Raw genomic sequence first — 24,187 nt, 5'->3', positions numbered from 1 at the left:
GGGGCCCGAACTGATCCGGATTGGACGAGCGGCCTCTCCTGCGGGCGGTGCCCGGCCGGAGGAAGGTGCTCAGGAGCGCGACGCGCACTAGACGTAACCATCTAGGACATGCCGACGGTCTAGGTTACGGGGCCGGTTCCGGAGGGTCAAACCGGGCCCGCGCAGGCCGTGGGCCCCGCCTCTCGGCGGGGCCCACGGGCCGTGCGGCGGATCAGGCTTCGGTCGGAGCCGAGACGGAGGGCAGCGACTGCTGCTCGGCCGCCGCGGTCTTCTTCGTCGCCCGCTTCGCCGTGGTCTTCTTGGCGGTCGCCTTCTTGGCCACGGTCTTCTTGGCGGCCGTCGTCTTCTTGGCGGCGGTGGCCTTCTTCGCCGGGGCCTTCTTGGCGGCCGTCTTGCGGACCGCCTTCTTGGCCGGCTTCTCGGCCGGGGCGGCCTCCTCTGCCTCGGGGGCCTCCGCTGCCTCGGCCGGGGCCGGAGCGGCCTCGGGCTCGGCGGCGGGGGTCTCCACGACCACCACGGCGGCCTCCGCCGCGCCGGCCGGGGAGCCGGCGGGTGCGGTGGCCTTACGGGTGGCACGGCGACGCGGACGGGCCGGTGCGGCCTCGGCCGCGGGGGCCTCGACTGCGGGGGCCTCCTCGACAAGGGCCTCGGCGACCGGCGCCTCGGCAACAGCCTCGGGCTCCGGCTCGGCGGCGACGGCCGGCTCCGGCGCGGACTCCGGCTCGGCGGCGGTCTCGGCCACCGGGGCCGGGGCCGTGGCCTTGCGGGTCGCCCGGCGACGGGTACGGCCCTTGGGCTCGGCCGGAGCCGTCTCGGCGGCCTCCACGGCCTCCGCGACGACCTCGGCGGCCGGCTCCAGCACCGTGTCGGCCGGCTCGGTCACCGGGGCGGCCTCGACGACCGGCTCCACGACGGGCTCCGCCACCGGTGCGGCGACGGGCTCGGCCTCGCGGGCCGGCGCCGGAGCGGCCGCACCGCGCGGGGCGCCCGCCGGGGCGGTCGCCTTGCGGGTGGCACGGCGGCGGTTGCGACGGCCGCTCAGGCCGGCCGCGGCCTCCGCCTCCGCCGGGCTGCTGTAGAGCTCCTCGTCCGCGACGAACGCCGGCTCGGGCAGTGCCACCGGCGCCGCGAGCTCGGCGGCCACCTCGGCCTCGGTCTCGGTGTCGGCTTCGAGGACCTCGACGGTCTCGACGCCCTCGATCTCGTGGTCGTGCTCGTGACCGCGGCCGCCGCGACGCTTGGCACGCTTGCCGTTGCCACCGCCGCCGACCACGGTCGGCGTCTCCATGTGCACGATCACACCGCGTCCGTTGCAGTGGACGCAGGTCTCGGAGAAGGACTCCAGCAGGCCCTGGCCCACCCGCTTGCGGGTCATCTGGACCAGGCCCAGCGAGGTCACCTCGGCGACCTGGTGCTTCGTACGGTCGCGGCCCAGGCACTCCAGCATCCGCCGCAGGACCAGGTCGCGGTTGGACTCCAGGACCATGTCGATGAAGTCGATGACGACGATGCCGCCGAGGTCGCGCAGCCGCAGCTGGCGCACGATCTCCTCGGCCGCCTCCAGGTTGTTCCTGGTGACGGTCTCTTCGAGGTTGCCGCCCTGACCGGTGAACTTGCCGGTGTTGACGTCGATGACGATCATCGCCTCGGTCTTGTCGATCACGAGGGAGCCGCCCGAGGGCAGCCACACCTTGCGGTCGAGCGCCTTGGCGAGCTGCTCGTCGATCCGGTACGTCGCGAAGACGTCGACCTCGGAGGTCCAGCGCGACAGCCGGTCGGCCAGGTCCGGGGCCACGTGGTTCACGTAGCCGTGGATGGTCTCCCAGGCGGTGTCACCGCTGACGATGACCTTCGAGAAGTCCTCGTTGAAGATGTCGCGCACGACGCGGACGGTCATGTCCGGCTCGCCGTACAGCAGGCTCGGCGAAGAGGTCGAGATCTGCTTCGACTTCTTCTGGATGTCCTCCCACTGGGCCTGCAGACGCTCGACGTCGCGGCGCAGCTCGTCCTCGCTCGCGCCCTCGGCGGCGGTGCGCACGATGACGCCCGCGTCCTCGGGGACGATCTTCTTGAGGATGGTCTTCAGGCGGGCGCGCTCGGTGTCGGGCAGCTTGCGGCTGATGCCGGTCATCGAGCCCTCGGGCACGTAGACCAGGTAGCGGCCGGGCAGCGAGACCTGGCTGGTCAGGCGGGCGCCCTTGTGGCCGATCGGGTCCTTGGTGACCTGCACCAGGACCGACTGGCCGGACTTGAGGGCGGACTCGATGCGGCGCGGCCCGTTGGCCATGCCGAGCGCCTCGAAGTTGACCTCGCCGGCGTACAGGACGGCGTTGCGGCCCTTGCCGATGTCGATGAAGGCGGCCTCCATCGACGGCAGCACGTTCTGGACCTTGCCCAGGTAGACGTTGCCGACGTACGAGGTGGCTTCTTCCTTGTTGACGTAGTGCTCGACGAGCACGTTGTCCTCGAGGACGCCGATCTGGGTGCGCTCGCCGGCCTGGCGGACGACCATGACGCGCTCGACGGCCTCGCGGCGGGCCAGGAACTCGGCCTCGGTGATGATCGGGACGCGGCGGCGGCCCTGCTCGCGGCCCTCGCGGCGGCGCTGCTTCTTCGCCTCCAGACGGGTCGAGCCCTTGATGGACTGCACCTCGTCGGACGGCTCGGCCTTCTCGCGGGCCGGGCGCGGCTCGCGGACCTTGACGACGGTGCGTACGCCGTCCTCCTCGCCCGCTTCGCCCTCGGCACCGGAGTCACCGCTGCGGCGGCGACGGCGACGGCGGCGACGGCTGGAGCTGGAGCCGAGGGCCTCGGTCTCCTCGTCCTCCTCGGCCTCTTCCTCTTCCGCCTCCTGCTCGGCGACGCCCTCGGCCTCGTCCTCGGCGGACTCGTCCAGGTCGGCGGCCTCACCGCGGCGGCGGCGACGGCCACCGCGACGGCGGCGGCGGGAGGGGCGCTCGCCCGTCTCGTCGCCCTCGTCGAACTCTGCGGCTTCCTCGTCGAGCTCGGCGGCCTCGGCCTCGTCCTCGACGCGCTCCACGTCGGCCAGGGAGACCGGCGCGGACTCGGCGGCCGGGGCGGCCTCGACGGCACCGCGGCCGCGGCGACGGCGGCGGCCGGCGGGCTGGGCGGCGGGGGCCTGGACGACCTCGGCCTCGACTTCGAGCTCTTCCTCTTCCTCGGCCTCCTCGGCCTCGACGGCCGCGGCGGCGGCCGCAGCGGCCATGGCGGCGGTCTCCGGGGTCTGGAACATCGGCTCGGCGAAGACCGGCGCCTGGAACACGGCGACGGCGGGGCGCACGGCGCGGCGGCCGGCCCTGGACTGGGCGGGAGCGGCGGGCTCCTCGGCGGCGGGCTGCACGGGCTCGGCGGCCGGAGCGGCCTGGGCGGCCGGGGCCGCGGACGCGGCGGAGCGGGTGGCGCGGCGGCGGCCGCCGCGCTTCGGGGAGTCCACGGCGTCGGCGACGGTGACGGTGGCCTTCGGCGCGGGCTCCTCCACGACGACCTCGGCGGCGGGCGCCTCGGGGGCGGTGACGGCGCGGGTGGCGCGGCGGCGGGCACGCGGGGCCGGAGCGGCGGACTCCTCGACGACCGGGACGGCCGGAGCGGCCGGAGCGGCGGCCTCTACGACGACCTCGGCGGCGGCCGGAGCCTCGGGGGCGGTGACGGCGCGGGTGGCACGACGACGGGCACGCGGCGCCGGAGCAGCAGACTCCTCGACGACCGGAGCGGCCGGAGCGGCGGCCTCGGCCACGACCTCGGCAGCGGCGGCCGGAGCCTCCGGAGCGGCGACGGCACGCGTGGCACGACGACGGGTACGCGGCGCCGGAGCAGCAGACTCCTCGACGACCGGAGCGGCCGGAGCGGCGGCCTCGGCCACGACCTCGGCAGCAGCGGCCGGAGCCTCCGGAGCGGCGACGGCACGCGTGGCACGACGACGGGCACGCGGCGCCGGAGCAGCAGACTCCTCGACAGCCGGAGCGGCCGGAGCGGCGGGCTCAACGACGACCTCGGCGGCGGGAGCCTCGGGGGCGGCCACGGCGCGGGTCGCGCGGCGGCGGGTACGGGCCGGGGCGGCGGCCGGAGCGGCCTCCTCGGCGGCGGGGGCGGCCGGAGCGGCCTCGGTCTCGGTCACCGCGGCGGGGGCGACGGCCGTCGCGCCGGGCGGTCCCGCGGGCCGCGACGCGGCACGGCGACGCCTGCGCGGAGGCAGGTTGTCGCTCGGGCTGCCGCTGTCGGCGCCACCGGTGGTGTTGTTGGTTTCGTTGTTGAGCATGCGGGCGGTTCTCCCGTCACGCTCCCGGGCGCCGCGGCTGACTTCCGGTCCGGCACGGATCCGCGCCGATCAGCGCGGATTCGGCCTCCGGGGCGCGTTCGCCACACGGGAGCTGTAGTCCATGGCCGCCGGTTCCGTACGTGTTGTCGTACGGCCTGGCGGAAGTCTTCAGGTCTGTGCGCGGCCCGACCCAGGTGGCTCCCGAGTGCCAGGGCTGCGCGACGACGACGATCCCTACGCGGCGGGACCTTCCGGCGCCTTCGCGTCGGCTGCTACGGCGGCCGTGGGTGGGGCGGCCGTGACAGCCTCGCGGTCGGGCGCGAGCGGGTCGGTCACCGTGCCGGACTCCTCGTCGAAGAGCCCCTGCGCCAGCCTGGTCACCGCTGCGGGGACCGGCGGCGCCAGGTCGGCCACAGCTTGGAGACCGGACAGGACGTCGTCGGGTCGCACGGCAGGTGTCAGATGCCGAACAACCAGCCGCAGTATCGCACAGGCATTGTCCGGCGTCCTATCAACCGGGGCAGGAAGCGCCTCGAGGCTGACCACCGCGCCCCGGGTGTCGAAGGTGCGCATGCCGTTCTTGGTGCGGCGCTGCACCTCCACCGCCTCGGCGGCGAGGAAGGCCTCGACCGCCCGCTGTGCGTCGGCGCTCTCCACGCCCTCCAGGCGCAGCTCCCACACGGAGGCGGTCAGCCGGTCGGCGAGCCCGGAGGTACGGGCCTCGACGGCCTCGGTGATGTCGAGTCCGACCGGCATCGATTCGTCGAGCAGCTCGCGGAGCTTCTCCGGGTCGCGGGGCTCTGCGAGGGCGATCTCCAGGTACTCGGCCTCGCTGCCGGTGCCGGTGGGTGCGGCGTTCGCGTACGACACGCGGGGGTGCGGGGTGAAGCCGGCCGAGTACGCCATGGGCACCTCGGCGCGGCGCAGGGCCCGTTCGAACGCGCGCTGGAAGTCTCGGTGGCTGGTGAACCGGAGGCGGCCGCGCTTGGTGTAGCGCAGTCGGATGCGCTGCACCACCGGTGCGGGGGGCGGGCCTTCGGGCTGTCGCTTGCCCAGTGGTTCTTCTCCTTGTGCGGGGCTCCGCGGCTCGCGCGTCGCCCTGAGGTCCGGTGAGCCGGTGGCCACGCCGTGCCCTCTCGGCTCACCCCTGCTCGTGCAGGGAGTGCTCGGGGGCGGGCGTGTTGCTCACGGCTGTCGTACTACCCAGAGTACGCGCCCGTGACCTCGCCGGTTCCCGGCCGGGGCCCCCGAACAGCGCCTTTCGCACCTCGGCCCGGACCTCGCGGACGGTGGAGCGGACGGTACGCCACACCTCCCGTACGACATGTCCGACGGGTGTCAGTACGTGCCGGTACACCTGCGTCGCGGGCCACCCGAGGAGCACCCACCCGACCAGCCGGACCCCGCGCCACACGGCCCGTACGATCCGCCCGGCGACGTGCCAGGCCCAGACGAGCACCTGCCCGAGCGGCACGAGCACGTACCGGTACAGCCCCAGCCCGACGGGGCGCAGCAGGTACCGGTGGAGGACGGCTCCGGTCCACGCCAGTGCCTGCCCGAGCGGGGTGAGCACGTACCGGTGGAACACCCCGCCCAGCCAGGCCAGGCCCCGCCCGACGGGCGCGAGCACGTACCGCCACAGCCCCACCCAGGGCCAGACGAACAGGGTCATGCACAGCGCCCACAGGGTCCACGCCACGGCCTTGGCGAGCGGGGCGAGCAGGTACCGCATCCCCCCGCGCCCCACCCAGGCCAGCGCCTCACCGAGCGGACGCAGGAGGTACGCGTGCAGCATGCGCCCGGCGGGAGCGAGCAGGTACGCGTGCACGGGCCGCACCAGATACCGCCACGCCCCGACCCAGGGCCAGACGAACACCAGCTTGAGCAGCACCGCCAGCACCCGGCCGATCCCGCGCAGGAGGGGCTGCAGCACGTACACGGAGAACGGCCCCAGCACGTGCCGCCGGGCGGCCTGCCCGAGCGCGACGAGCAGATCCCAAACCACCCGTACGGGCAGTACGACGATCAACGCCACGATCTTGACGGGCACCCGGACGACGCCCACCAGGCATCCTTCGCCGCCGCCACCGGGAGGCCGCTTGTCGAGTTCCATACCCGTAGGACACGAGTGAGGCCCCCACCCGTTGCGGGTGGGGGCCTCCTGTGACTCAAGGGTTACGCGTCACTTCACGACCGTGAGGGGAAGGAGCTTCTTGCCCGTGGGGCCGATCTGGATGTGGGTGTCCATCTGGGGGCAGACGCCGCAGTCGAAGCACGGGGTCCAGCGGCAGTCGTCGACCTCGGTCTCGTCGAGCGCGTCCTGCCAGTCCTCCCAGAGCCAGTCCTTGTCGAGACCGGAGTCCAGGTGGTCCCAGGGCAGGACCTCCTCGTAGGTGCGCTCGCGGGTCGTGTACCAGGCCACGTCCACGCCGTAGGCCGGCAGCGTCTTCTCCGCGGCCTCCATCCAGCGGTCGTACGAGAAGTGCTCGCGCCAGCCGTCGAAGCGGCCGCCCGACTCGTACACGGCGCGGATGACGTCGCCGATGCGGCGGTCACCGCGCGAGAGCAGGCCCTCGACGATGCCCGGCTTGCCGTCGTGGTAGCGGAAGCCGATCGAGCGGCCGTACTTCTTGTCGGCGCGGATCTTGTCGCGGAGCTTGCCCAGGCGGGCGTCGGTCTCCTCGGCCGACAGCTGCGGCGCCCACTGGAAGGGGGTGTGCGGCTTCGGCACGAACCCGCCGATCGAGACCGTGCAGCGGATGTCGTTCTGGCCGGAGACCTCGCGGCCCTTGGCGATGACGTTGACCGCCATGTCGCCGATCTGGAGCACGTCCTCGTCGGTCTCGGTGGGCAGGCCGCACATGAAGTACAGCTTGACCTGGCGCCAGCCGTTGCCGTAGGCGGTGGCCACGGTCCGGATCAGGTCCTCTTCCGAGACCATCTTGTTGATGACCTTGCGCATGCGCTCGGAGCCGCCCTCGGGGGCGAAGGTCAGACCGGAGCGGCGACCGTTGCGGGTCAGCTCGTTCGCCAGGTCCACGTTGAAGGCGTCCACGCGGGTCGACGGCAGGGACAGGCCCACCTTGTCGTCCGTGTAGCGGTCCGCGAGGCCCTTGGCGATCTCGGCGATCTCGGTGTGGTCCGCGGAGGACAGCGAGAGGAGGCCGACCTCCTCGAAGCCCGTCGCCTTGAGGCCCTTCTCCACCATTTCGCCGATGCCGGTGATGCTTCGCTCCCGCACGGGGCGCGTGATCATGCCGGCCTGGCAGAAGCGGCAGCCGCGGGTGCAGCCGCGGAAGATCTCGACGGACATCCGCTCGTGGACGGTCTCGGCGAGCGGGACCAGCGGCTGCTTCGGGTAGGGCCACTCGTCGAGGTCCATGACCGTGTGCTTGGACACGCGGTACGGGACGCCCGACTTGTTCGGCGCGACGCGCGCGATGCGCCCGTCGGGCAGGTAGTCGACGTCGTAGAAGCCCGGCACGTAGACCTGACCGGTCTTGGCGAGGCGGAAGAGGACCTCTTCGCGCCCGCCCGGACGGCCCTCGGCCTTCCACGTGCGGATGATCTCGGTCATGTCGAGGACGGCCTGCTCGCCGTCGCCGATGACCGCGCAGTCGATGAACTCCGCGATCGGCTCGGGGTTGAAGGCCGCGTGGCCGCCCGCGAGGACGATGGGGTGGTCGACCGTACGGTTCTTGGCCTCCAGCGGGATGCCCGCCAGGTCCAGCGCCGTGAGCATGTTCGTGTAGCCCAGCTCCGTGGAGAAGGACAGGCCGAACACGTCGAAGGCGCCCACGGGGCGGTGGCTGTCCACGGTGAACTGCGGCACCTTGTGCTCGCGCATCAGTTCTTCGAGGTCCGGCCACACGCTGTAGGTGCGCTCGGCGAGCACGCCCTCGCGCTCGTTCAGCACCTCGTACAGGATCATGACGCCCTGGTTGGGCAGCCCGACCTCGTACGCGTCCGGGTACATGAGCGCCCACCGGACGTCGCACGAATCCCACGGCTTGACGGTGGAGTTGAGTTCACCGCCGACGTACTGGATGGGCTTCTGCACATGCGGGAGCAGAGCTTCGAGCTGTGGGAAGACCGACTCGGACATCACGCGACTTTCGTGAAGCGGGCAGGGGGCGACTCTCAAGCGTAACCCGAGGCGCAGCCGCCTCCTGCCGCCGTGATCGCGGCCTAGCCGCCCAGCTCCGCCCGGAGCGCGGGGTCGGAGGCTTGCCCCCATACGTCCGTTAGCTCCCGCTCACCCTGTGCGGCCAGGGATTCCTCGCGGGCGTAGAGCACGCCCCAGGTGAAAGCGGACTCCCCCGCTCCGGCCGCTTGGGCGCCGAGACTGTGCAGGGCCTCGCGGGCGACGACGCTGTCCTGGTGGTCGCCGAGCAGGCTCTGGACCGATTTCATGGCCTTGGCCAGGTGCTTTGCCGGTTTGCCGAGCTCGGGGGTGGCGGCCTCCGCCGCGTAGCGGGCGCGTTTGGCGGCCTTGCGGGCCGCGTGGAGGGCCAGGTCGCGTTCTTCGCCCGGGCCCAGGTCGAGGGCGCCGGTGACCCGGGTGGCGAGCCGTTCGTAGTCCTTGAGGACCGCCTTGGGCAGGGCCTGGGCGGCCGGCTTGGCCGCGCCGGGGAGCAGGGGCGGATCGGCCAGCAGGGCGTCGAGGGCGTCGAGCAGGGCCGCGTACCGCTTACCGTCGAGGGCGGCGAGGGCGCGGCGCCGGGTCGCCGAGCGGCGGGCGTTGTTCCACGTCCGCAGACGGCCGCGGACGGGTCCGACCACGAGGGTGCGGGGGAGGTCGGCGACATGGGTCTGGATGCGGTCGAAGAGGACCTCCTGGTCCCGGTCGAGGCCGAGCTCGGCGGCCAGCCAGCGCAGCTCCTCGCCGAGCGGGTCCGTGACGGCGCGGTCGAGGACCTTGCGGTACGTCTTGAAGGCGCTGCGCATCCGGCGGCAGGCGACCCGCATCTGGTGGACGGAGTCGGGCAGGTTGCGGCGGACGGCGGGGTCCTGGGCGACGAGCGCGTCGCGCTGCTCGCGCAGGTACGAGAGGACCTGCGCGCCCGCGGTGCCCCCGGCGCCGGCGGGCCCGGGCCGCTGCGGCGGCTCGGTGCCCGTCTCGGCGAGGGCCCGGGCGAGTTTGGAGGGGGCGTCGGAGACCTTGAGCCCGGCTTTGCGGAACTTCTTCTCGACCGCGTCGAGGAGCGCGGGGTCGACGCCGTCGGCGAGCTCGACCTCGACCTCGGTCCAGGCCGCGGCGGCCTCGTCCCGTTCGGCGCGGACGGCGTCGGTCGAGAGCTCCGCGAGGAGGGCGCCCTCGGCGTCGAGGAGGTGGGTCACGCGGCGCGAGGAGAGGAGCCGGACCTGCGGCTCCAGGGCGGTGTCGCGGACACGGGAGCGGACGAGGGCGGCGAGGGAGCGCGGGAGGGTGTCGCTGAGCGGGGCGGCGACCTCGTCGCGGACACCCGGTGAGACGGGCAGTTTGAGGTGCCAGCCGGCGTCCGCACCGCCGGTGCGCCGCCGCAGGGTGAGGCCGTCGGCGGCGAGCCGCTGGTCGGGGGTGTCGTAGTAGACCGCGTCGAGGTCGACGGTGCCCTGGTCGGCGACGGCCGCGATCGCGGCCGTGCCGGTCAGGTCCGGGACTCCGCGGCGCGCGGCCTTGCTCGTCGTGAACTCGAATTTGCGCTCGATCTCGCGTTTCGTGTCCGCCATGGATTGAACTTAGTCCTGAACGGACAACCACGGCAGGGTGAACGGGGAATCGGCGGCGGAACCGGCCGAAGATCGGCCCCGCTAGGCCGACATCGGCCGTTGCACCCTGATCGACTGCAGCAGTCCGACCGCCACCCACACCGCGAACATCGATGATCCTCCGTAGGAGACGAACGGCAGCGGGAGCCCCGCCACCGGCATGATCCCGAGGGTCATCCCGATGTTCTCGAAGGCCTGGAAGGCGAACCAGGCGATGATCCCGGCGCACACGATCGTCCCGTACAGCTCGGTGGTCTCGCGGGCGATCATGCAGGCGCGCCAGAGGATGACGCCGAGCAGGACCAGGATCAGCCCGGCCCCGAGGAAGCCCAGCTCCTCCCCCGCCACCGTGAAGACGAAGTCGGTCTGCTGCTCCGGCACGAACTGGCCGGTGGTCTGCGAGCCCTTGAAGAGGCCGGAGCCGGTCAGCCCGCCGGAGCCGATCGCGATCCGCGCCTGGTTGGTGTTGTAGCCGACGCCGGCGGGGTCCAGGTCGGGGTTGGCGAAGGCCGCGAAGCGGTTGATCTGGTACTCGTCGAGCACGCCGAGCTGCCAGATCAGGACGGCCCCGGCCGCGCCGGAGCCCATCAGCCCCACCACCCAGCGGTTGGACGCGCCGGAGGCGAGCAGGACGCCGAGCACGATGACGACCATGACCATGACGGAGCCGAGGTCGGGCATCAGCATGACGATGCCCATCGGCGCGGCGGCCAGGCACAGCGCCTTGACCACGGTGCGGTGGTCGGGGTGGACGAGATCGCCCGCGTCCACCCGGGTGGCCAGCAGCATGGCCATGACCAGGATGATCGTGATCTTCACGAACTCGGAGGGCTGGAGCGAGAACCCGCCGCCGATCACGATCCACGCGTGGGCGCCGTTGATGGTGGCGCCGAGCGGGGTGAGCACGGCGAGGATCAGCACCAGGGAGAGCCCGTACAGGATCGGCACGGCGCCGCGCAGGGTGCGGTGGCCCAGCCAGACGGTGCCGATCATCAGCACGAGGCCGATGCCGGTGTTCAGGGCGTGCCGGACCAGGAAGTAGTACGGGTCGCCCTGGTTGAGCTGGGTGCGGTTGCGGGTCGCCGACCACACCAGCAGGGCGCCGATGAAGGACAGGGCGAGCGCCGAGAGGAGTATCGGCCAGTCGAGTCGGCGCAGCACCGAGTCGCGCGAGGTCAGCTTGGCCATCGCGCCGCGCTCGGGCGCGTACCGGGATACGGAGAACTTGTTCGCGGTCTGCATCGGGGTCTCAGTCCTGCCGCGCGGCGGGCGGGGCGGGGGGACCGGCGAGCGCGGGCGGCGCCGATTCCTCCGGGGACGGGGGCACGTACGGCTTGATGTCGGGGGCGTCGATGGTTCCGTCGGGCCCGATGGTGGGGAGCTTGGCCTCCGGCTTGAGCAGGAAGGCCTTCTCGGTGTCCTGCTTGCCGGACATGCTCAGACCGTAGATGGCGTTGTAGATGTTGCGGACGGCGGGTCCGGAGGCACCCGAACCGGTACCGCCCTGGGAGATCGTCATCACGATCGTGAAGTCCTCGGTGTACGTGGCGAACCACGAGGTGGTCTGCTTGCCGTAGACCTCGGCGGTGCCGGTCTTGGCGTGCATGGGGATCTGCTTCTGGGGCCAGCCGCCGAAGCGCCAGGCCGCGGTGCCGCGGGTGGCGACGCCCTCCAGGGCCTCGTTGATCTTGCGGCGGGTGGCCTCGGTCATGGGCAGCTTGCCGTGCGCCTGCGGCGGGATCGGCTCGACGTGCTTGCCGTCGGCGCTGATGACGGCCTTGCCGATGGTCGGGTTCCACATGGTGCCGCCGTTGGAGATGGCCGCGTAGATGGTGGCCATCTGGATCGGGGTGACCAGGGTGTCGCCCTGTCCGATGGAGTAGTTGATGGCGTCACCGGCGCGCATGAGGTTGCCTTCGAGGCAGTTCTCGTACGAGAGCAGCTCGACGTAGGTGCCGCCCTTCTTCCCGGTCTTGCACCACATGTCCTTGTTGGCCTGCCAGAACCTCTGCTTCCACTCCCGGTCGGGGACCCGGCCCTTCTCCTCGCCCGGCAGGTCCACGTGGGTCTCGGCGCCCAGGCCGAACTGGTGGGCGGTCTTGTAGAAGATCTCGGCCGGGGGCTTCTTCGGGTGGAGTCCGCCGTCCTTGATCCACTGCTGGTGGCCGAGGGCGTAGAAGACGGTGTCGCAGGAGACCTCGAGGGCCCGGCCGAGCGTGATGCTGCCGTGGCCCTGGGACTCGAAGTTCTTGAAGACCTGGCCGCCGATGGCGTACGAGCTCGGGCAGGGGTAGTTCCCGTCGAAGTCGTACCCGGCGTTGACCGCGGCCGCGGTCGGGATGACCTTGAAGATGGAGCCGGGGGCGGCCTGGCCCTGGATCGTCCGGTTCATCAGCGGGACGTTGGACTCCTTGGCGGTGAGCTTGGCGTAGTCCTTGCCCGAGATGCCGCCGACCCAGACGTTCGGGTCGTAGGTGGGCATGGAGGCCATGGCCACGACCCGGCCCGTCTTGGACTCCAGGACGACCACGGCCCCGGCGTCGGCCTTGTAGGGGACGCCGGTGTTGCGGTCGATCTGCTTGCGGGCCTCGACCATGGCCGCGTTCAGCTCGAACTCGGCGACGCCCTGGACGCGGGCGTCGATGCTGGTCACGAGGTGGGCGCCGGCGACCGTCGGGTCGTTCTTGGCCTGGCCCATGACGCGCCCGAGGTTGTCGACCTCGTAGCGGGTGACCCCGGACTTGCCGCGCAGGGTCCTGTCGTAGGTGCGCTCCAGGCCGAAGCGGCCGACCTGGTCGGAGCGCAGCAGCGGCGAGTTGGTGTTCTTCGCCTTCTGGATCTCGTCGTCGGTGACCGGGGAGAGGTAGCCGAGCACCTGGCCGGTGTTGGCGCCGCCGGGCGCGGGGTAGCGGCGTACGGCGGTGGGCTCGGCCGTGATGCCGGGGTACTCCTCGGGGCGCTCGCGGATCTGCAGGGCCTGCTGGGTGGTGGCCTCGGTGGTGACGGGGATCGGCTGGTAGGGGGAACCGTTCCAGCAGGGCTTGGGGGTCTGGGAGTCGCAGACGCGGACCTTGTTCATGACGTCCTGCGGCTTCATGTCCAGGACCCCCGAGAGCCGGGTCAGGACGCCCTTGCCCTTGTCCTTCATCTTCATCAGCGCCGTGCGGCTCGCGGAGACGACCAGACGGGTCTCGTTGTCGGCGAGCGGGACCCCGCGGGCGTCCAGGATCGAGCCGCGGACGGCCGGCTGGACGACCTGCTGGACGTGGTTGCTCTTGGCCTCGTGGTAGTACTCGGCGCCGTTGCGGACCTGGAGGTACCACAGGCGCCCGCCGAGGGTGAGGAGGAAGGAGAGGACGAGCACCTGCATGATCACGAGTCTGATCCGCACGCGGGAGGTGCGGCCGGTCTCGGGGGCGTTGGTCACGGGAGCTCCTCCCTCACAGCTTCTTGACGCTCTTCACACTCTTGATCGCCTTGACGCCCTTTATCCGGCCGGCCTTGTTGGCGCGGCCGCGCGCGAGCCCGCGCCGCAGGCCGCCGCGCTGGCTGCCGATGCGCAGGCCGGTGCCGCCGGCGAGCCAGCCGGAGGACACGTCCGCCGCCTTGGCCGGGCCGCCGCCCGCCTCGACGGCCATCGGGTCGTTCTCGGCCCGCCGGGCCAGCGCCATGATGAAGGGCACGGTGAACGGGGCGAGCAGCAGGTCGTAGAGGGTCGCGGTGAACAGCAGCCCGGTGAGCCCGACGTGGCGGGCGGCCGTGTCGCCGACGAGGGCGCCCACCCCGGCGTAGAGCAGGGTGGAGCCGATCGCGGCGGCGACGACGGTCAGCAGCGGGCCCCAGGCGGAGCGGAACCGCCCGGAGTCGGGGCGGGCCAGCCCGGCCGCGTACCCGATGACGCAGAGCACGAGCGCGTACCGCCCGGCGGCGTGGTCGGCGGGCGGGGCGAGGTCGGCGAGGAGTCCGGCGGCGAAGCCGATGAGGGCGCCGCTGAGGTGCCCGTACACGAGGGCGAGGGCGACGACGGTGAGCAGGACCAGGTCGGGTACGGCGCCGGGCAGTTGCAGCCGGCCCAGGACGGAGACCTGGACGACGAGGGCGACCACGACGAGCGTGGCCGAAAGCAGGATCCGGTTGAAGCGCATGACGGTGGGCTCCTACTCGTCGGCCGGCTTGGCGGGCACACTGGCGGACGGCGACGGCGTCACCGTGACGGTGACCGTCGGGGTGGGCTTCACCTCGGGCTTGGGGGGCAGCACGGCGTCGCGCGGGTCCTCGCGCGGCGGCATGACGACGACCCCGACGATGTCCAGGCGCGAGAAGCCGACGAACGGCCGGACCCAGATGGTGCGGGTCAAATCGCCGCGCGAGGGGTCGACCTTGACGACCTCGCCGATCGGGACGCCGGGCACGAACGGCTTGTTGCCGCGGGAGCCGAAGGTGACGAGCCGGTCGCCGGGGCTGACCTTGGCCTTGCCGTTGAGCATCTGCACCGACAGGGCGCGGTCGCCCTGGCCGGTCGCGAAGCCGAGCTCGCCGGTCTTCTCCAGGCGGGTGCCGACGGTGAAGTCGGGGTCGTTGGCGAGCACCACGGTGGCGGTGTCGGGGCCCACGGTGGCGACCCGTCCGACGAGTCCTTCCCCGTTGAGCACGGTCATGTCGCGCTCGATGCCGTCCTTGCTGCCGGCGTCGATGGTGACGGTCCAGGAGAAGCCCTGCGCCGCTCCTATGGCGATGACCTCGGCGCCCTTGATGCCGTACTGTCCGGCGCCGGCCCGCTTGAGCATCTCGTCGAGCTCGTGGATGCGGCTGCGGGTCTGGTCGTCGCTGCCCAGCTTGGCCTTCAGGGCGGCGTTCTCGCGCTCCAGCGTGGCGATGCGGTTGTGCCGCTCGCCGGAGTCGCGTACGGCCCCTATCGCGTTGGCGACAGGGTCGACCGCCGTCGCGACGCCCTTCTCGACCGGGCCGAAGACCGCGGCGGCGGCCTGCCGGGCGCCGTCGACCGGAGACTCCTCGCCTGCCCTGATGTCCACCGTGATCAATGCGAACGCGATGGCGATCAGGAGCACCAGGAGCAGCCGGCTTTCTCGTGTGTCCCTCACGTGCGGCGGCCGTGCCTTCCTCGTCGGAAACTTACTGGTCTGTATATCAACGATCCGCCGCACAGGCGCGGCAGCACCCGTACGGCGGATCCTTGTGTTCCGCATGGCCCCCGGAGGGGGTCTGTTCAGCGCCGGGGCTGGGCGTCCAGAACCTGCTGGAGCGCCTCGAACTCCTCCACGCACTTGCCGGAGCCGAGGGCGACGGAGTCGAGCGGGTCCTCGGCGATGTGGATCGGCATGCCCGTCTCGCGGCGCAGCCGCTCGTCGAGGCCGCGCAGCAGGGCGCCGCCGCCGGTGAGCACGATGCCGCGGTCCATGATGTCGCCGGAGAGCTCGGGCGGGCACTTGTCGAGGGTGGTCTTGACCGCGTCGACGATGGCGTTGACCGGCTCCTCGATGGCCTTGCGGACCTCGGCGGCGGAGATCACGACCGTCTTCGGGAGGCCGGAGACCAGGTCCCGGCCGCGGATCTCGGTGTGCTCGTCCTTGTCGAGGTCGTAGGCCGACCCGATGGTGATCTTGATCTGCTCGGCGGTGCGCTCGCCGAGGAGGAGCGAGTACTCCTTCTTGATGTGCTGGATGATCGCGTTGTCGAGCTCGTCGCCGGCGACCCGGATGGACTGCGCCGTGACGATTCCGCCGAGGGAGATGACGGCGACCTCGGTGGTGCCGCCGCCGATGTCCACGACCATGTTGCCGGTGGCCTCGTGGACGGGCAGGCCCGAGCCGATGGCGGCGGCCATGGGCTCCTCGATGATGTGCACCTGGCGGGCGCCGGCCTGCGTGGACGCCTCGATGACGGCGCGGCGCTCCACTCCGGTGATGCCGGAGGGGACGCAGACCACGACGCGCGGGCGGGCCAGGTAGCGGCGCTTGTGGATCTTGAGGATGAAGTACCGGAGCATACGCTCGGTGATCTCGAAGTCGGCGATCACGCCGTCCTTGAGGGGCCGTACGGCGACGATGTTGCCGGGCGTCCGGCCGATCATCTTCTTCGCCTCGGAGCCGACCGCCAGAATGCCGCCGGTGTTCGTGTTGATGGCGACCACGGACGGCTCGTTCAGGACGATCCCCCGGCCCCTCACGTACACCAGCGTGTTGGCGGTCCCGAGGTCGATCGCCATGTCACGGCCGATGAACGACATGTTGTTCCCCTTGTTCCCCATGAGGAGCGTCTGGCCTTCCAGTTGATAGCGGCTGCTGTCAGGTCGGCGAGGTGGGTGTGTGGGTGGAGGCCCCATCGTAGTGCCGCAAGTATGAACACCGCGCGACGGGACTCCGGCAATCCCGCCGGAACGGAAACCCGCCCCCTAGTGGTGACGACGTGTCCTGCACATGCGTTCCCGCGTCAGCCCGGTAATACCAAGGGGCGACCGAAATTACTTCGGTCGCCCCAGGTCATGAGCGCTATTCGGCTGATGTTACGTCAGGAAGGACTCATCAGAGGGAGGGGAAGAACAGCTTCAGCTCGCGCTCCGCGGACTCCTCGGAGTCCGAGGCGTGGATCAGGTTCTCCCGGGTGATGGAGCCGAAGTCCCCCCGGATGGAGCCGGGCGCCGCGGCGATCGGGTCAGTGGGTCCGGCCAGCTGGCGGACACCCTCGATCACGCGTTCCCCTTCCACCACGAGGACCACGACCGGGCCGCTCGCCATGAAGCCCATGAGGGGCTCGTAGAAGGGCTTGCCCTTGTGCTCGCCGTAGTGGGTCTCCAGGGTCTCCTGGTCCAGCGTGCGCAGCTCCAGAGCGGGAACGGTCCAGCCGGCCTTCCGCTCGATGCGGCCGATGATCTCGCCGATCAGGCCTCGACGGACGGCGTCGGGCTTGAGGATGACGAGCGTGCGCTGGGTCATGTTGCGGCTCCTTGCGGCATACGGGTGCGGTCCGACGAGGCTACAGGGAGTCAGCGGAGCCCTTGCGCGGAGCCCCGCGCCCCGCGGCCGGGGCGGCCGGGGGCACCGGGCCTCAGGCCTGGGCCTCGCTCTGCGCCGCCCAGCGGGCCTTGATCGCGTCGATCTTGGAGCCGTAGTGCACCGAGCACCACCACAGGCCCGCGAACGCCGCGCCGAGGAAGAACATCATCGGGACGACGAACCCGCTCAGGATCAGCCCGATCTGCAGGGCCCAGCCGATCTGGACCGCGCCCGGGCGCGACAGCATCCCGCACAGCAGCACCGACAGCAGCATGGCGATCCCGCAGACCGTCCACACCGTGGCCTGGGTCAGATCCGGGTTCTTCATGGCGACCAGTCCGGCGAAGCCGATCACGAAGAACTCGCCGATCAGCGTCGAAGCACACAGCGTGCGCATCCCTCAGCCCCTCTTCAGCAGCAGGCGGGCCTCGCCCACCGTGATCACGGAACCGGTCACCAGGACCCCGGCCCCTCCGTACTCGGCCTCTTCCTCCGCCAGGGTGATCGCCGCCTCCAGGGCGTCGTCCAGCCGCGGCTCCACCTGCACCCGGTCCGGCCCGAAGACCTCGACCGCGACGGCCGCCAGCGCGTCCGCGGACAGCGCCCGGTGACTGGAGTTCTCCGTGACGACGATCTCCGCGAAGATCGGCTCGAAGGCCTCCAGCACCCCCTTGACGTCCTTGCCCTCGCTGGCCGCCATGACCCCGATCAGCCGGCTGAAGCCGAAGGCCTCGGTCACCGCCTCCGCCGTGACCCGCGCGCCCGCCGGGTTGTGCGCCGCGTCCAGCACCACCGTCGGACTGCGCCGTACGACCTCCATCCGGCCCGGCGAGGTCACCGAGGCGAAGGCCCTGCGCACGGTCTCAAGGTCCAGCTCCCGCGACTGCTGCGCGCCGACCCCGAAGAAGGCCTCGACCGCCGCCAGCGCCACCGCCGCGTTGTGCGCCATGTGGGCGCCGTACAGCGGCAGGAAGATGCCGTCGTACTCACCGCCCACGCCGCGCAGCGTCAGCATCTGCCCGCCGACCGCCACCTCGCGCGAGACGACGCCGAACTCCATGCCCTCGCGGGCCACCGTCGCGTCGACCTCGACGGCCTTCTTCAGCAGCACCTGCGCGGCGTCCACCGGCTGCTGCGCCAGGATCACGGTGGCGTCCTGCTTGATGATGCCGCCCTTCTCCTGGGCGATTTCGCCGGGCGTGGAGCCGAGCCGGTCCGTGTGGTCCAGGCTGATCGGGGTGACCACCGCGACCGCGCCGTCGATCACGTTGGTCGCGTCCCAGGTGCCGCCCATGCCGACCTCGACGACGGCCGCGTCCACGGGTGCGTCCGCGAAGGCCGCGTACGCCATGCCGGTGAGCACCTCGAAGAAGGACAGCCGGTACTCCTCGGAGGAGTCGACCATCTCCACGTACGGCTTGATGTCGTAGTACGTCTCGATGAAGCGCTCGGCGCTGATCGGGGCCCCGTCGAGGCTGATCCGCTCGGTGACCGACTGCACGTGCGGGCTGGTGTAGCGGCCGGTACGCAGCTCGAAGGCGTTCAGCAGGGCCTCGATCATGCGGGCGGTGCTGGTCTTGCCGTTGGTGCCGGTCACGTGGATGGAGGGGTACGCGCGCTGCGGTTCGCCGAGGACGTCCATCAGCGCGGCGATGCGCGTGACGGAGGGCTCCAGCTTGGTCTCGCCCCAGCGGGTGGAGAGCTCCTGCTCCACCTCCTGGAGCGCCCGCGCCACCTCCGGGTCGAGGGGGTGCGACGGTACCGGGTCGCCCTGGGGCGGTCCGGCCTGGGCGCGCAGGGTGCGGCTGCCGGCCTCGATCACCGCCAGGTCGGGGTCGCGGTCGGACTCTTCGGCCACGATCCGTTCGAAGAGATCGGAGGTCTCGTCGCGGTCGTCGGGTCCGTTGCTCTCGGGCTGCTGCTCACTCACGGGGCCAGTCTACGGACGGGGGGCCCGGGGACTTTCGACCCGGCCGTTTCGGGACGTTCGGCGGCCGCTGCGACCTGATCGTTATGCAAGCCTTGCGGACAGGAGATAGGGGAACAAATGCCGCAGGCCAGCACCGCCAAGTCCGCTTCCAGCCGCGACATAGGGATCGACCTGGGGACCGCGAACACCCTCGTCTACGCCCGGGGGCACGGGATCGTCCTCAATGAGCCGTCCGTGGTGGCCGTGAAGGCGGGCACCACCACGGCCCTGGCCGTGGGGACCGAGGCCAAGGAGACCATCGGCCGCACCCCCGGCTCCATCACCGCGATCCGCCCCCTGAAGGACGGGGTGATCTGCGACTACGAGGCCGCCGAGGAAATGATCCGGCACTTCGTCCGCAAGGCGGTGCCCGGCCGGCGGCCGCGCACCCGGATGGTGATCTGCGTGCCCTCCGGGGTCACGCCCGTCGAGCGGCGGGCCATCGTGCACGCCTCGACGCGGGCCGGGGCCAGGGCCGTCCACCTGATCGAGGAGCCGATGGCGGCGGCGATCGGCGCGGGCCTGCCGGTGTCCGAGCCGCGCGGCTCGATGGTGGTGGACATCGGCGGCGGCACCACCGAGGTCGCCGTCATCTCGCTCGGCGGGATCGTCACCTCCCGGTCGCTGCGGGTCGGCGGGGACCGGCTGGACGGCGCGATCATGGACTACGTGCGCAAGGAACACGGGCTGCTCATCGGAGAGCGCACCGCCGAGGACGTCAAGGTCGGCATCGGATCGGCCTGGCCGGTGCCGGACCGGCCGGAGCTGGAGACGCGGACCTTCACCGTGCGCGGCCGGGAGCGGGTCGGCGGCATGCCGAAGACGCTCCCGCTGGGGGCGGCGGACGTGCGGGCCGCCCTCGACGAGCCGGTCGAGGCGATCATCGCCGCGGTGCGCACCACCCTGGAGGAATGCCCGCCCGAGCTGTCGGGCGACGTGATGGAGCACGGCATCGTGCTGACGGGCGGCGGGGCGCTGCTGCCGGGGCTGGACCTGCGGATGGCCTCCGCGACGGGCATCCCGGTCTTCGTCGCCGACGCCCCGCTGGACTGCGTGGCACTCGGCTCGGGCAGGTGCGTGGAGGACCTGGACACGCTGAACAGCCTGCTGGTCCCGGCGAAGGCCTAGGCGGGGCGGTGGGCGCGGCGGTGGGCGGGGCCCCCTAGGCCCTGGGGAGGGTGGCGACCACCGTGTACGAGTCCTCCGTGCGCGTCGCCGTCAGCGATCCGCCCAGGCTGCGCACCCGCTCGGACATGCTCGCCGTGCCCGAGCCCGCGGAGACGGGGGCGCGGCCCGGCGTCCGGACGGGCAGGCCGTTGCGGACCGCGATCCGCAGCTGCGGGCCGTCCGCCTCGATCGACACGTCGATGGTCTCCCCGCAGGCGTGTTTGGCCGCGTTGGTCAGGCATTCCTGCACCACCCGGTAGACCGCGGCCTGGCGCAGCGGCGACAGACCGTGCACCTGCGGGTCCAGGGCCAGCCGTACGGGCGAACCGGCCCGGCCGCTCTCCTCCGCGAGGGCCGACAGCCCCTCCACCCCCGGGGTCGAGGCCCGCTCCCCGCGCTGCACGATGATCTCGTTGAGCACCAGGTGGGCCCGGCGCGCGGTGTCGGCCAGCTCCTCGAAGTCCTTCGCGTACGACGTCTCGCGCGCCCGCGTCGACAGCACCTCGGAGCGCACGGTCAGCAGGGTCAGTTCGCGGCCCACGAAGTCGTGGACGTCGCGGGCGACCGAGGTGCGCTCCTGCTGGACGGCCTGGAGGACCGCCGACTCGGCGCGCCGGGCGGCCAGCTCGCCCACCAGGTCGCGCCGGTAGGCGGCGATGCCGACGGCCGAGGCGAGCACCCCGATCGGCACGACGAGGCTCAGGAACGAGCTGAGCGTCTGGGCCCGCGGTTCCGGCCAGCCCGGGACGCTGAAGACGATCAGCGCGAAGGCCACGTACCCGAGGGTGGCCAGGACGGCCGGCCGCCGCCCCCGGTAGCGGCCGACCGAGTAGAGCGCGAACTGGATCAGCGTCAGCTCGTGCAGCCAGCCGATGAAGAGCAGCGCGGTGAGGTACGAGACCCACGGCGCCCGGCGGCGCACCACCAGGCCGGAGCAGCCGACGGCGAGCACGACGGCGGCCATCGGACCGCTGAGGGAGTTGTCCGCGGCGGCCAGGCCGGGCAGGTCCAGCGCCATCAGCGCCAGGCAGCTGAGTGCGGTGAGCACGTCAAGAGCCCGGGGCGACCCGGCCCAGCTCGCGGCGAGCCGGCGGCCGGCGGCCGCGGCCCGGTGGAGCGCCGAGGCGACGGGCGGGACGTACATGCCTTCCATCATCCGTGCTCGGCGCGGGGTATCGGATCAGCCAACCCGGCCGAAAACGTGATGTGCGACACTCCGGACAACTCGGGACACAACCCATCAGGACGCCGGATCGGCGCCCGGGCCCGCGTAGTCGGAGCCGAAGCAGGACCGGATCTCCCGCTCCGAGTCCGGACGTCCCGCGAAGTTGAGCCGGGAGTCCTCCTCCTTGGGGGCGGCCTTGGGGTCGGCGTCGAAGGAGACCGACCACCAGTAGACGCCCGTCATCCTCCGCTCCCGGACGACCTGGCAGACCGCCTTGTACCAGGTGGCCTGCACCCCCGGATTGAGCTTGCGCCGTGCGTAGAAGTCGCCGGGCGCGTGGTACGCCCCGTCCATGGCGCTGATGCCCGCCTCGGCGAGCACGATCCGCGGCAGCGGGCCCTTGCTCTTCTTGTCCAGCCAGGTGTTCCACCCGTCGACGAGCTGGTCGACGGAGGCGTCGTCGGGGACCTTGACGGGGAAGTACGCGTCGACGCCGAGCCGCTTGACGGGCACGTCGATGTGCCCGCCCACGTAGTTGTCCCAGTTGGCGTCGTAGGACACCTCGCCCTTGAACCGCTTCTCGGCCGCCGCGATCAGGCCCTTCCAGCCCGGGTGGCCCTCCATCGAGTTCAGCTCCGTGCCGATCACGAACGTCGCCGCCCGCTGCCGCTGGGCCACGTCGAGGTAGGGGCCGAGCAGGGCCTCGTACGAATCGAACCAGGCCTCCTTGTCGGTCGGCTTGATGTTCCCCCGCCAGCCCTCCGGCGGGACGAGCACCGCCTCGTCCAGCGTCGGGCGCACGGTGGTGCGCAGTCCGGCCTCGTGGAAGACGCGCAGCACCGTTTCGAGGTGCTCGGGCGTCGGGGTGCCGCGGCCGGCCGCGAGCTTCGTCGAGGTACGGCCCTCCGTGTAGAAGGGGAAGGACACGGAGACGGAGTTGGCCTTCAGCCCGACGAGATAGGCGGCCTGCTTGTGCGCCTGCTTCTCGATGTACGCGTCGTCGTGCTCCTTCTTGTCCTCCCAGAAGATCTGGACGCCCCATTCGGGCATGCCTGCCTTCCAGGGCTTGTCCACCACCGGCACGGGCCCGACGGGCTGGGGCTCCTCGGTCTCCTGGCCCCCGGCCACGGCGGGTGCGCCGGTGCCGCCGTGGGCGGTGGCGCGGGTGGGGCCGGAGGCGGAGTCGCGCAGGACCAGGGCCGGCTCGAGGGAGCCGGCGCTCCAGCGCAGGGGATGGTCCCCGACCACGAACGGCAGGCCTATGACCAGGGAGGTCACGGTCACCGGCAGGATCGCGAGCAGCGGGACCTTGGAACGCCTGGCCGCCGCCTTCTGGCTCTTGTTCTCGTTGTCGTTCTTGTTCTTCATCTCGTCGTTCACGAGGGCTCTCGGTTTCTCAGGCGGGCTTGGCGATGACGACGAACTTGTTCTCTTCGCGCTTGATGAACTTGATCAGCCCGCGCAGGCCGCCGAGCCCTTCCATCACGGAGAACACCGGGATGAGGCCGAGCACGACGATCGGCTCCCACCACAGGCGCCGGCCGTTCGCCGAGACGAGGCCGTTGAGCCTCAGCCCCTCCCAGTACGTCCAGATGACGTACGCGAAATTGAGCGCCCACATGATCACTACGGTCTGGGCCACGGGGGAGGTGTTGAAGTCGCCGATGAGCCAGGCCACGAAGAGCACCGTCGCGACGTGCTGGAGCGGACCGAAGACCCAGGTGGCCACGCAGAGCAGCAGGAACCAGCGGTACCGGAACGGCACCGTGCGGTTGAAGCACAGCGCGACGAGCCCCCAGGCCCAGCGCTCGCGCTGCTTGACGAAGTCCCTGGTGGTGGCCGGGGAGGCGCCGTAGCAGCGGCCGTTGAACCAGTCGCTGCGGCCCGGGTACGTGCGGCAGAACGTCAGCGCCAGCTGCGCGTCCTCGACGATGGCCTTCGGGCCGAAGTCCCAGCCGATGGTCGCCTCGATGGAGGCCCGGAGCAGCAGCAGCTCCCCGTGTACGCCGGCGACCGGCGTCCCGAGACCGGTGAGGGCCCGGAACCGGGCTATGTCGTCGGCGGGGCGGACCGCGTCGGCGAGCCAGGTGAAGCGGTTCACGGCGTTCTCGCGCGGGTAGGCGAGGATGCCCTGCGCCATGTGCTTGCCCTCGTCCCCGGCCCGCCGCTGGCGGTTGACGAACTGGGCGATGGACGCGGCGGTGTCGGGGCCGACCCCGGTGTCGTCGTCCATGTGCAGGACCCAGATGTCGTCGAGGGCCTCGCCCTCGTCGATCCGCAGTTCGTGCGCGTAGTGGTTGGCGCGGGCCTTGAACCGGGTGCCGTTCGCCGTCTCGTACGCCTTGGGGACGGTGACCACCCGGATCAGCGGGTTCATCGCGGCCAGGTCGTCGATCCGCTCGGCCGCCTCGCAGCCCTCCTCCGTGAGGACGTCGACCCGCATGAGCGGGAAATACGGGGGCAGGTGCTCCACGTAGCTCAGGACCGAGCGCTCCAGCGCCGGGTAGGTGTCGTGGCGGCCGATGGTCGGCACCAGCACGATGAGGAAGTCCTCCTCCACCGGCGTCGGCGGGACCATCTCGTGCGACTTCCGCAGCCGGCGGCGGATCAGCAGGGCGCCCTGGAGGCCGACCATGACGCCTACGCCGGGCAACGACCAGACGACCGACAGGGTCCAGCCCAGCGGGGTCGGATTCGGCTTGAACGACCACAGGCCGAAGGCGGCGAGGAGCAGGAAGGGCAGCAGGAAGGGCAGCACACCGGGTTTCCAGTCGGCGTGGCGCTGCACCATCTTCGCGTCGCGCCGGGTGGCGGGCGCGACCTCTTGTGTGGAGGCGGGGGTCATG

At 71.8% G+C, this 24,187-nt stretch carries 17 protein-coding genes; 1 reads left to right on the top strand and 16 read right to left on the bottom strand.

The window, feature by feature from the left end:
- Positions 1-211: 211 nt before the first annotated feature.
- The 13 genes from ACFYZS_RS14300 to ACFYZS_RS14240 all read right to left on the bottom strand — a co-directional run bounded on the left by ACFYZS_RS14300 (position 212) and on the right by ACFYZS_RS14240 (position 18,970).
- On the bottom strand, positions 212-4,276 hold the full coding sequence (locus tag ACFYZS_RS14300; protein WP_389011164.1) for a ribonuclease E/G: 4,065 nt from the start codon (positions 4,274-4,276) through the stop codon (positions 212-214).
- Between the two features lie 234 nt (positions 4,277-4,510).
- Positions 4,511-5,290, bottom strand: coding sequence for a TIGR03936 family radical SAM-associated protein (locus tag ACFYZS_RS14295; protein ID WP_389011162.1), 780 nt, complete (start codon positions 5,288-5,290; stop codon positions 4,511-4,513).
- 127 nt (positions 5,291-5,417) lie between these two features.
- Complete coding sequence (locus ACFYZS_RS14290) at positions 5,418-6,389, bottom strand: hypothetical protein (RefSeq protein WP_389011159.1); 972 nt, start codon at positions 6,387-6,389, stop codon at positions 5,418-5,420.
- Between the two features lie 69 nt (positions 6,390-6,458).
- A complete protein-coding gene (locus ACFYZS_RS14285; RefSeq protein WP_389011156.1) occupies positions 6,459-8,384 on the bottom strand; it encodes a TIGR03960 family B12-binding radical SAM protein in 1,926 nt (641 codons plus the stop codon).
- An 80-nt stretch (positions 8,385-8,464) separates the two neighbouring features.
- On the bottom strand, positions 8,465-9,988 hold the full coding sequence (locus tag ACFYZS_RS14280) for a CHAD domain-containing protein (RefSeq protein ID WP_389011153.1): 1,524 nt from the start codon (positions 9,986-9,988) through the stop codon (positions 8,465-8,467).
- A gap of 81 nt (positions 9,989-10,069) precedes the next feature.
- On the bottom strand, positions 10,070-11,269 hold the full coding sequence (gene rodA, locus ACFYZS_RS14275; RefSeq protein ID WP_389011150.1) for a rod shape-determining protein RodA: 1,200 nt from the start codon (positions 11,267-11,269) through the stop codon (positions 10,070-10,072).
- Positions 11,270-11,276: 7 nt separating this feature from the next.
- Entirely contained in the window at positions 11,277-13,454 is a 2,178-nt protein-coding gene (mrdA, locus tag ACFYZS_RS14270) for a penicillin-binding protein 2 (RefSeq protein ID WP_389011147.1), read from the bottom strand.
- 13 nt (positions 13,455-13,467) lie between these two features.
- Positions 13,468-14,172 carry a rod shape-determining protein MreD gene (gene mreD, locus ACFYZS_RS14265; RefSeq protein WP_389011144.1) on the bottom strand — a complete coding sequence of 235 codons (705 nt, stop codon included), beginning with the start codon at positions 14,170-14,172 and terminating at the stop codon, positions 13,468-13,470.
- Between the two features lie 12 nt (positions 14,173-14,184).
- Complete coding sequence (mreC, locus tag ACFYZS_RS14260) at positions 14,185-15,129, bottom strand: rod shape-determining protein MreC (RefSeq protein ID WP_389011141.1); 945 nt, start codon at positions 15,127-15,129, stop codon at positions 14,185-14,187.
- Between the two features lie 125 nt (positions 15,130-15,254).
- Positions 15,255-16,274 (bottom strand): rod shape-determining protein, encoded by a 1,020-nt coding sequence (locus ACFYZS_RS14255; RefSeq protein WP_008738981.1) that lies wholly within the window; start codon positions 16,272-16,274, stop codon positions 15,255-15,257.
- Between the two features lie 295 nt (positions 16,275-16,569).
- Positions 16,570-16,980 (bottom strand): nucleoside-diphosphate kinase, encoded by a 411-nt coding sequence (ndk, locus tag ACFYZS_RS14250; protein ID WP_214930516.1) that lies wholly within the window; start codon positions 16,978-16,980, stop codon positions 16,570-16,572.
- Between the two features lie 112 nt (positions 16,981-17,092).
- Positions 17,093-17,437, bottom strand: coding sequence for a DUF4233 domain-containing protein (locus ACFYZS_RS14245; RefSeq protein ID WP_389011137.1), 345 nt, complete (start codon positions 17,435-17,437; stop codon positions 17,093-17,095).
- A 3-nt stretch (positions 17,438-17,440) separates the two neighbouring features.
- Positions 17,441-18,970, bottom strand: coding sequence for a bifunctional folylpolyglutamate synthase/dihydrofolate synthase (locus ACFYZS_RS14240; protein WP_389011134.1), 1,530 nt, complete (start codon positions 18,968-18,970; stop codon positions 17,441-17,443).
- A 117-nt stretch (positions 18,971-19,087) separates the two neighbouring features.
- Between ACFYZS_RS14240 and ACFYZS_RS14235 the strand changes: the two genes are divergently transcribed.
- Positions 19,088-20,137 carry a rod shape-determining protein gene (locus ACFYZS_RS14235; RefSeq protein WP_389011131.1) on the top strand — a complete coding sequence of 350 codons (1,050 nt, stop codon included), beginning with the start codon at positions 19,088-19,090 and terminating at the stop codon, positions 20,135-20,137.
- Between the two features lie 34 nt (positions 20,138-20,171).
- Here the strand turns inward: ACFYZS_RS14235 and ACFYZS_RS14230 are convergent, their stop codons facing one another.
- The 3 genes from ACFYZS_RS14230 to ACFYZS_RS14220 form a co-directional block, all read right to left on the bottom strand.
- Positions 20,172-21,320, bottom strand: a complete 1,149-nt coding sequence (locus ACFYZS_RS14230) for a sensor histidine kinase (protein ID WP_389011128.1) — start codon at positions 21,318-21,320, stop codon at positions 20,172-20,174.
- Between the two features lie 96 nt (positions 21,321-21,416).
- Positions 21,417-22,721, bottom strand: a complete 1,305-nt coding sequence (locus tag ACFYZS_RS14225) for a glycoside hydrolase family 113 (protein WP_389011125.1) — start codon at positions 22,719-22,721, stop codon at positions 21,417-21,419.
- A gap of 16 nt (positions 22,722-22,737) precedes the next feature.
- Entirely contained in the window at positions 22,738-24,186 is a 1,449-nt protein-coding gene (locus tag ACFYZS_RS14220) for a glycosyltransferase family 2 protein (RefSeq protein ID WP_389011122.1), read from the bottom strand.
- Position 24,187 lies beyond the last annotated feature (1 nt).

The organism is Streptomyces sp. NPDC001903 (assembly GCF_042891345.1).
GTDB lineage: Bacteria > Actinomycetota > Actinomycetes > Streptomycetales > Streptomycetaceae > Streptomyces.
Note: the sequence above shows the minus strand (reverse complement) of the source record. Positions and strands in the feature narration are given on the sequence as shown.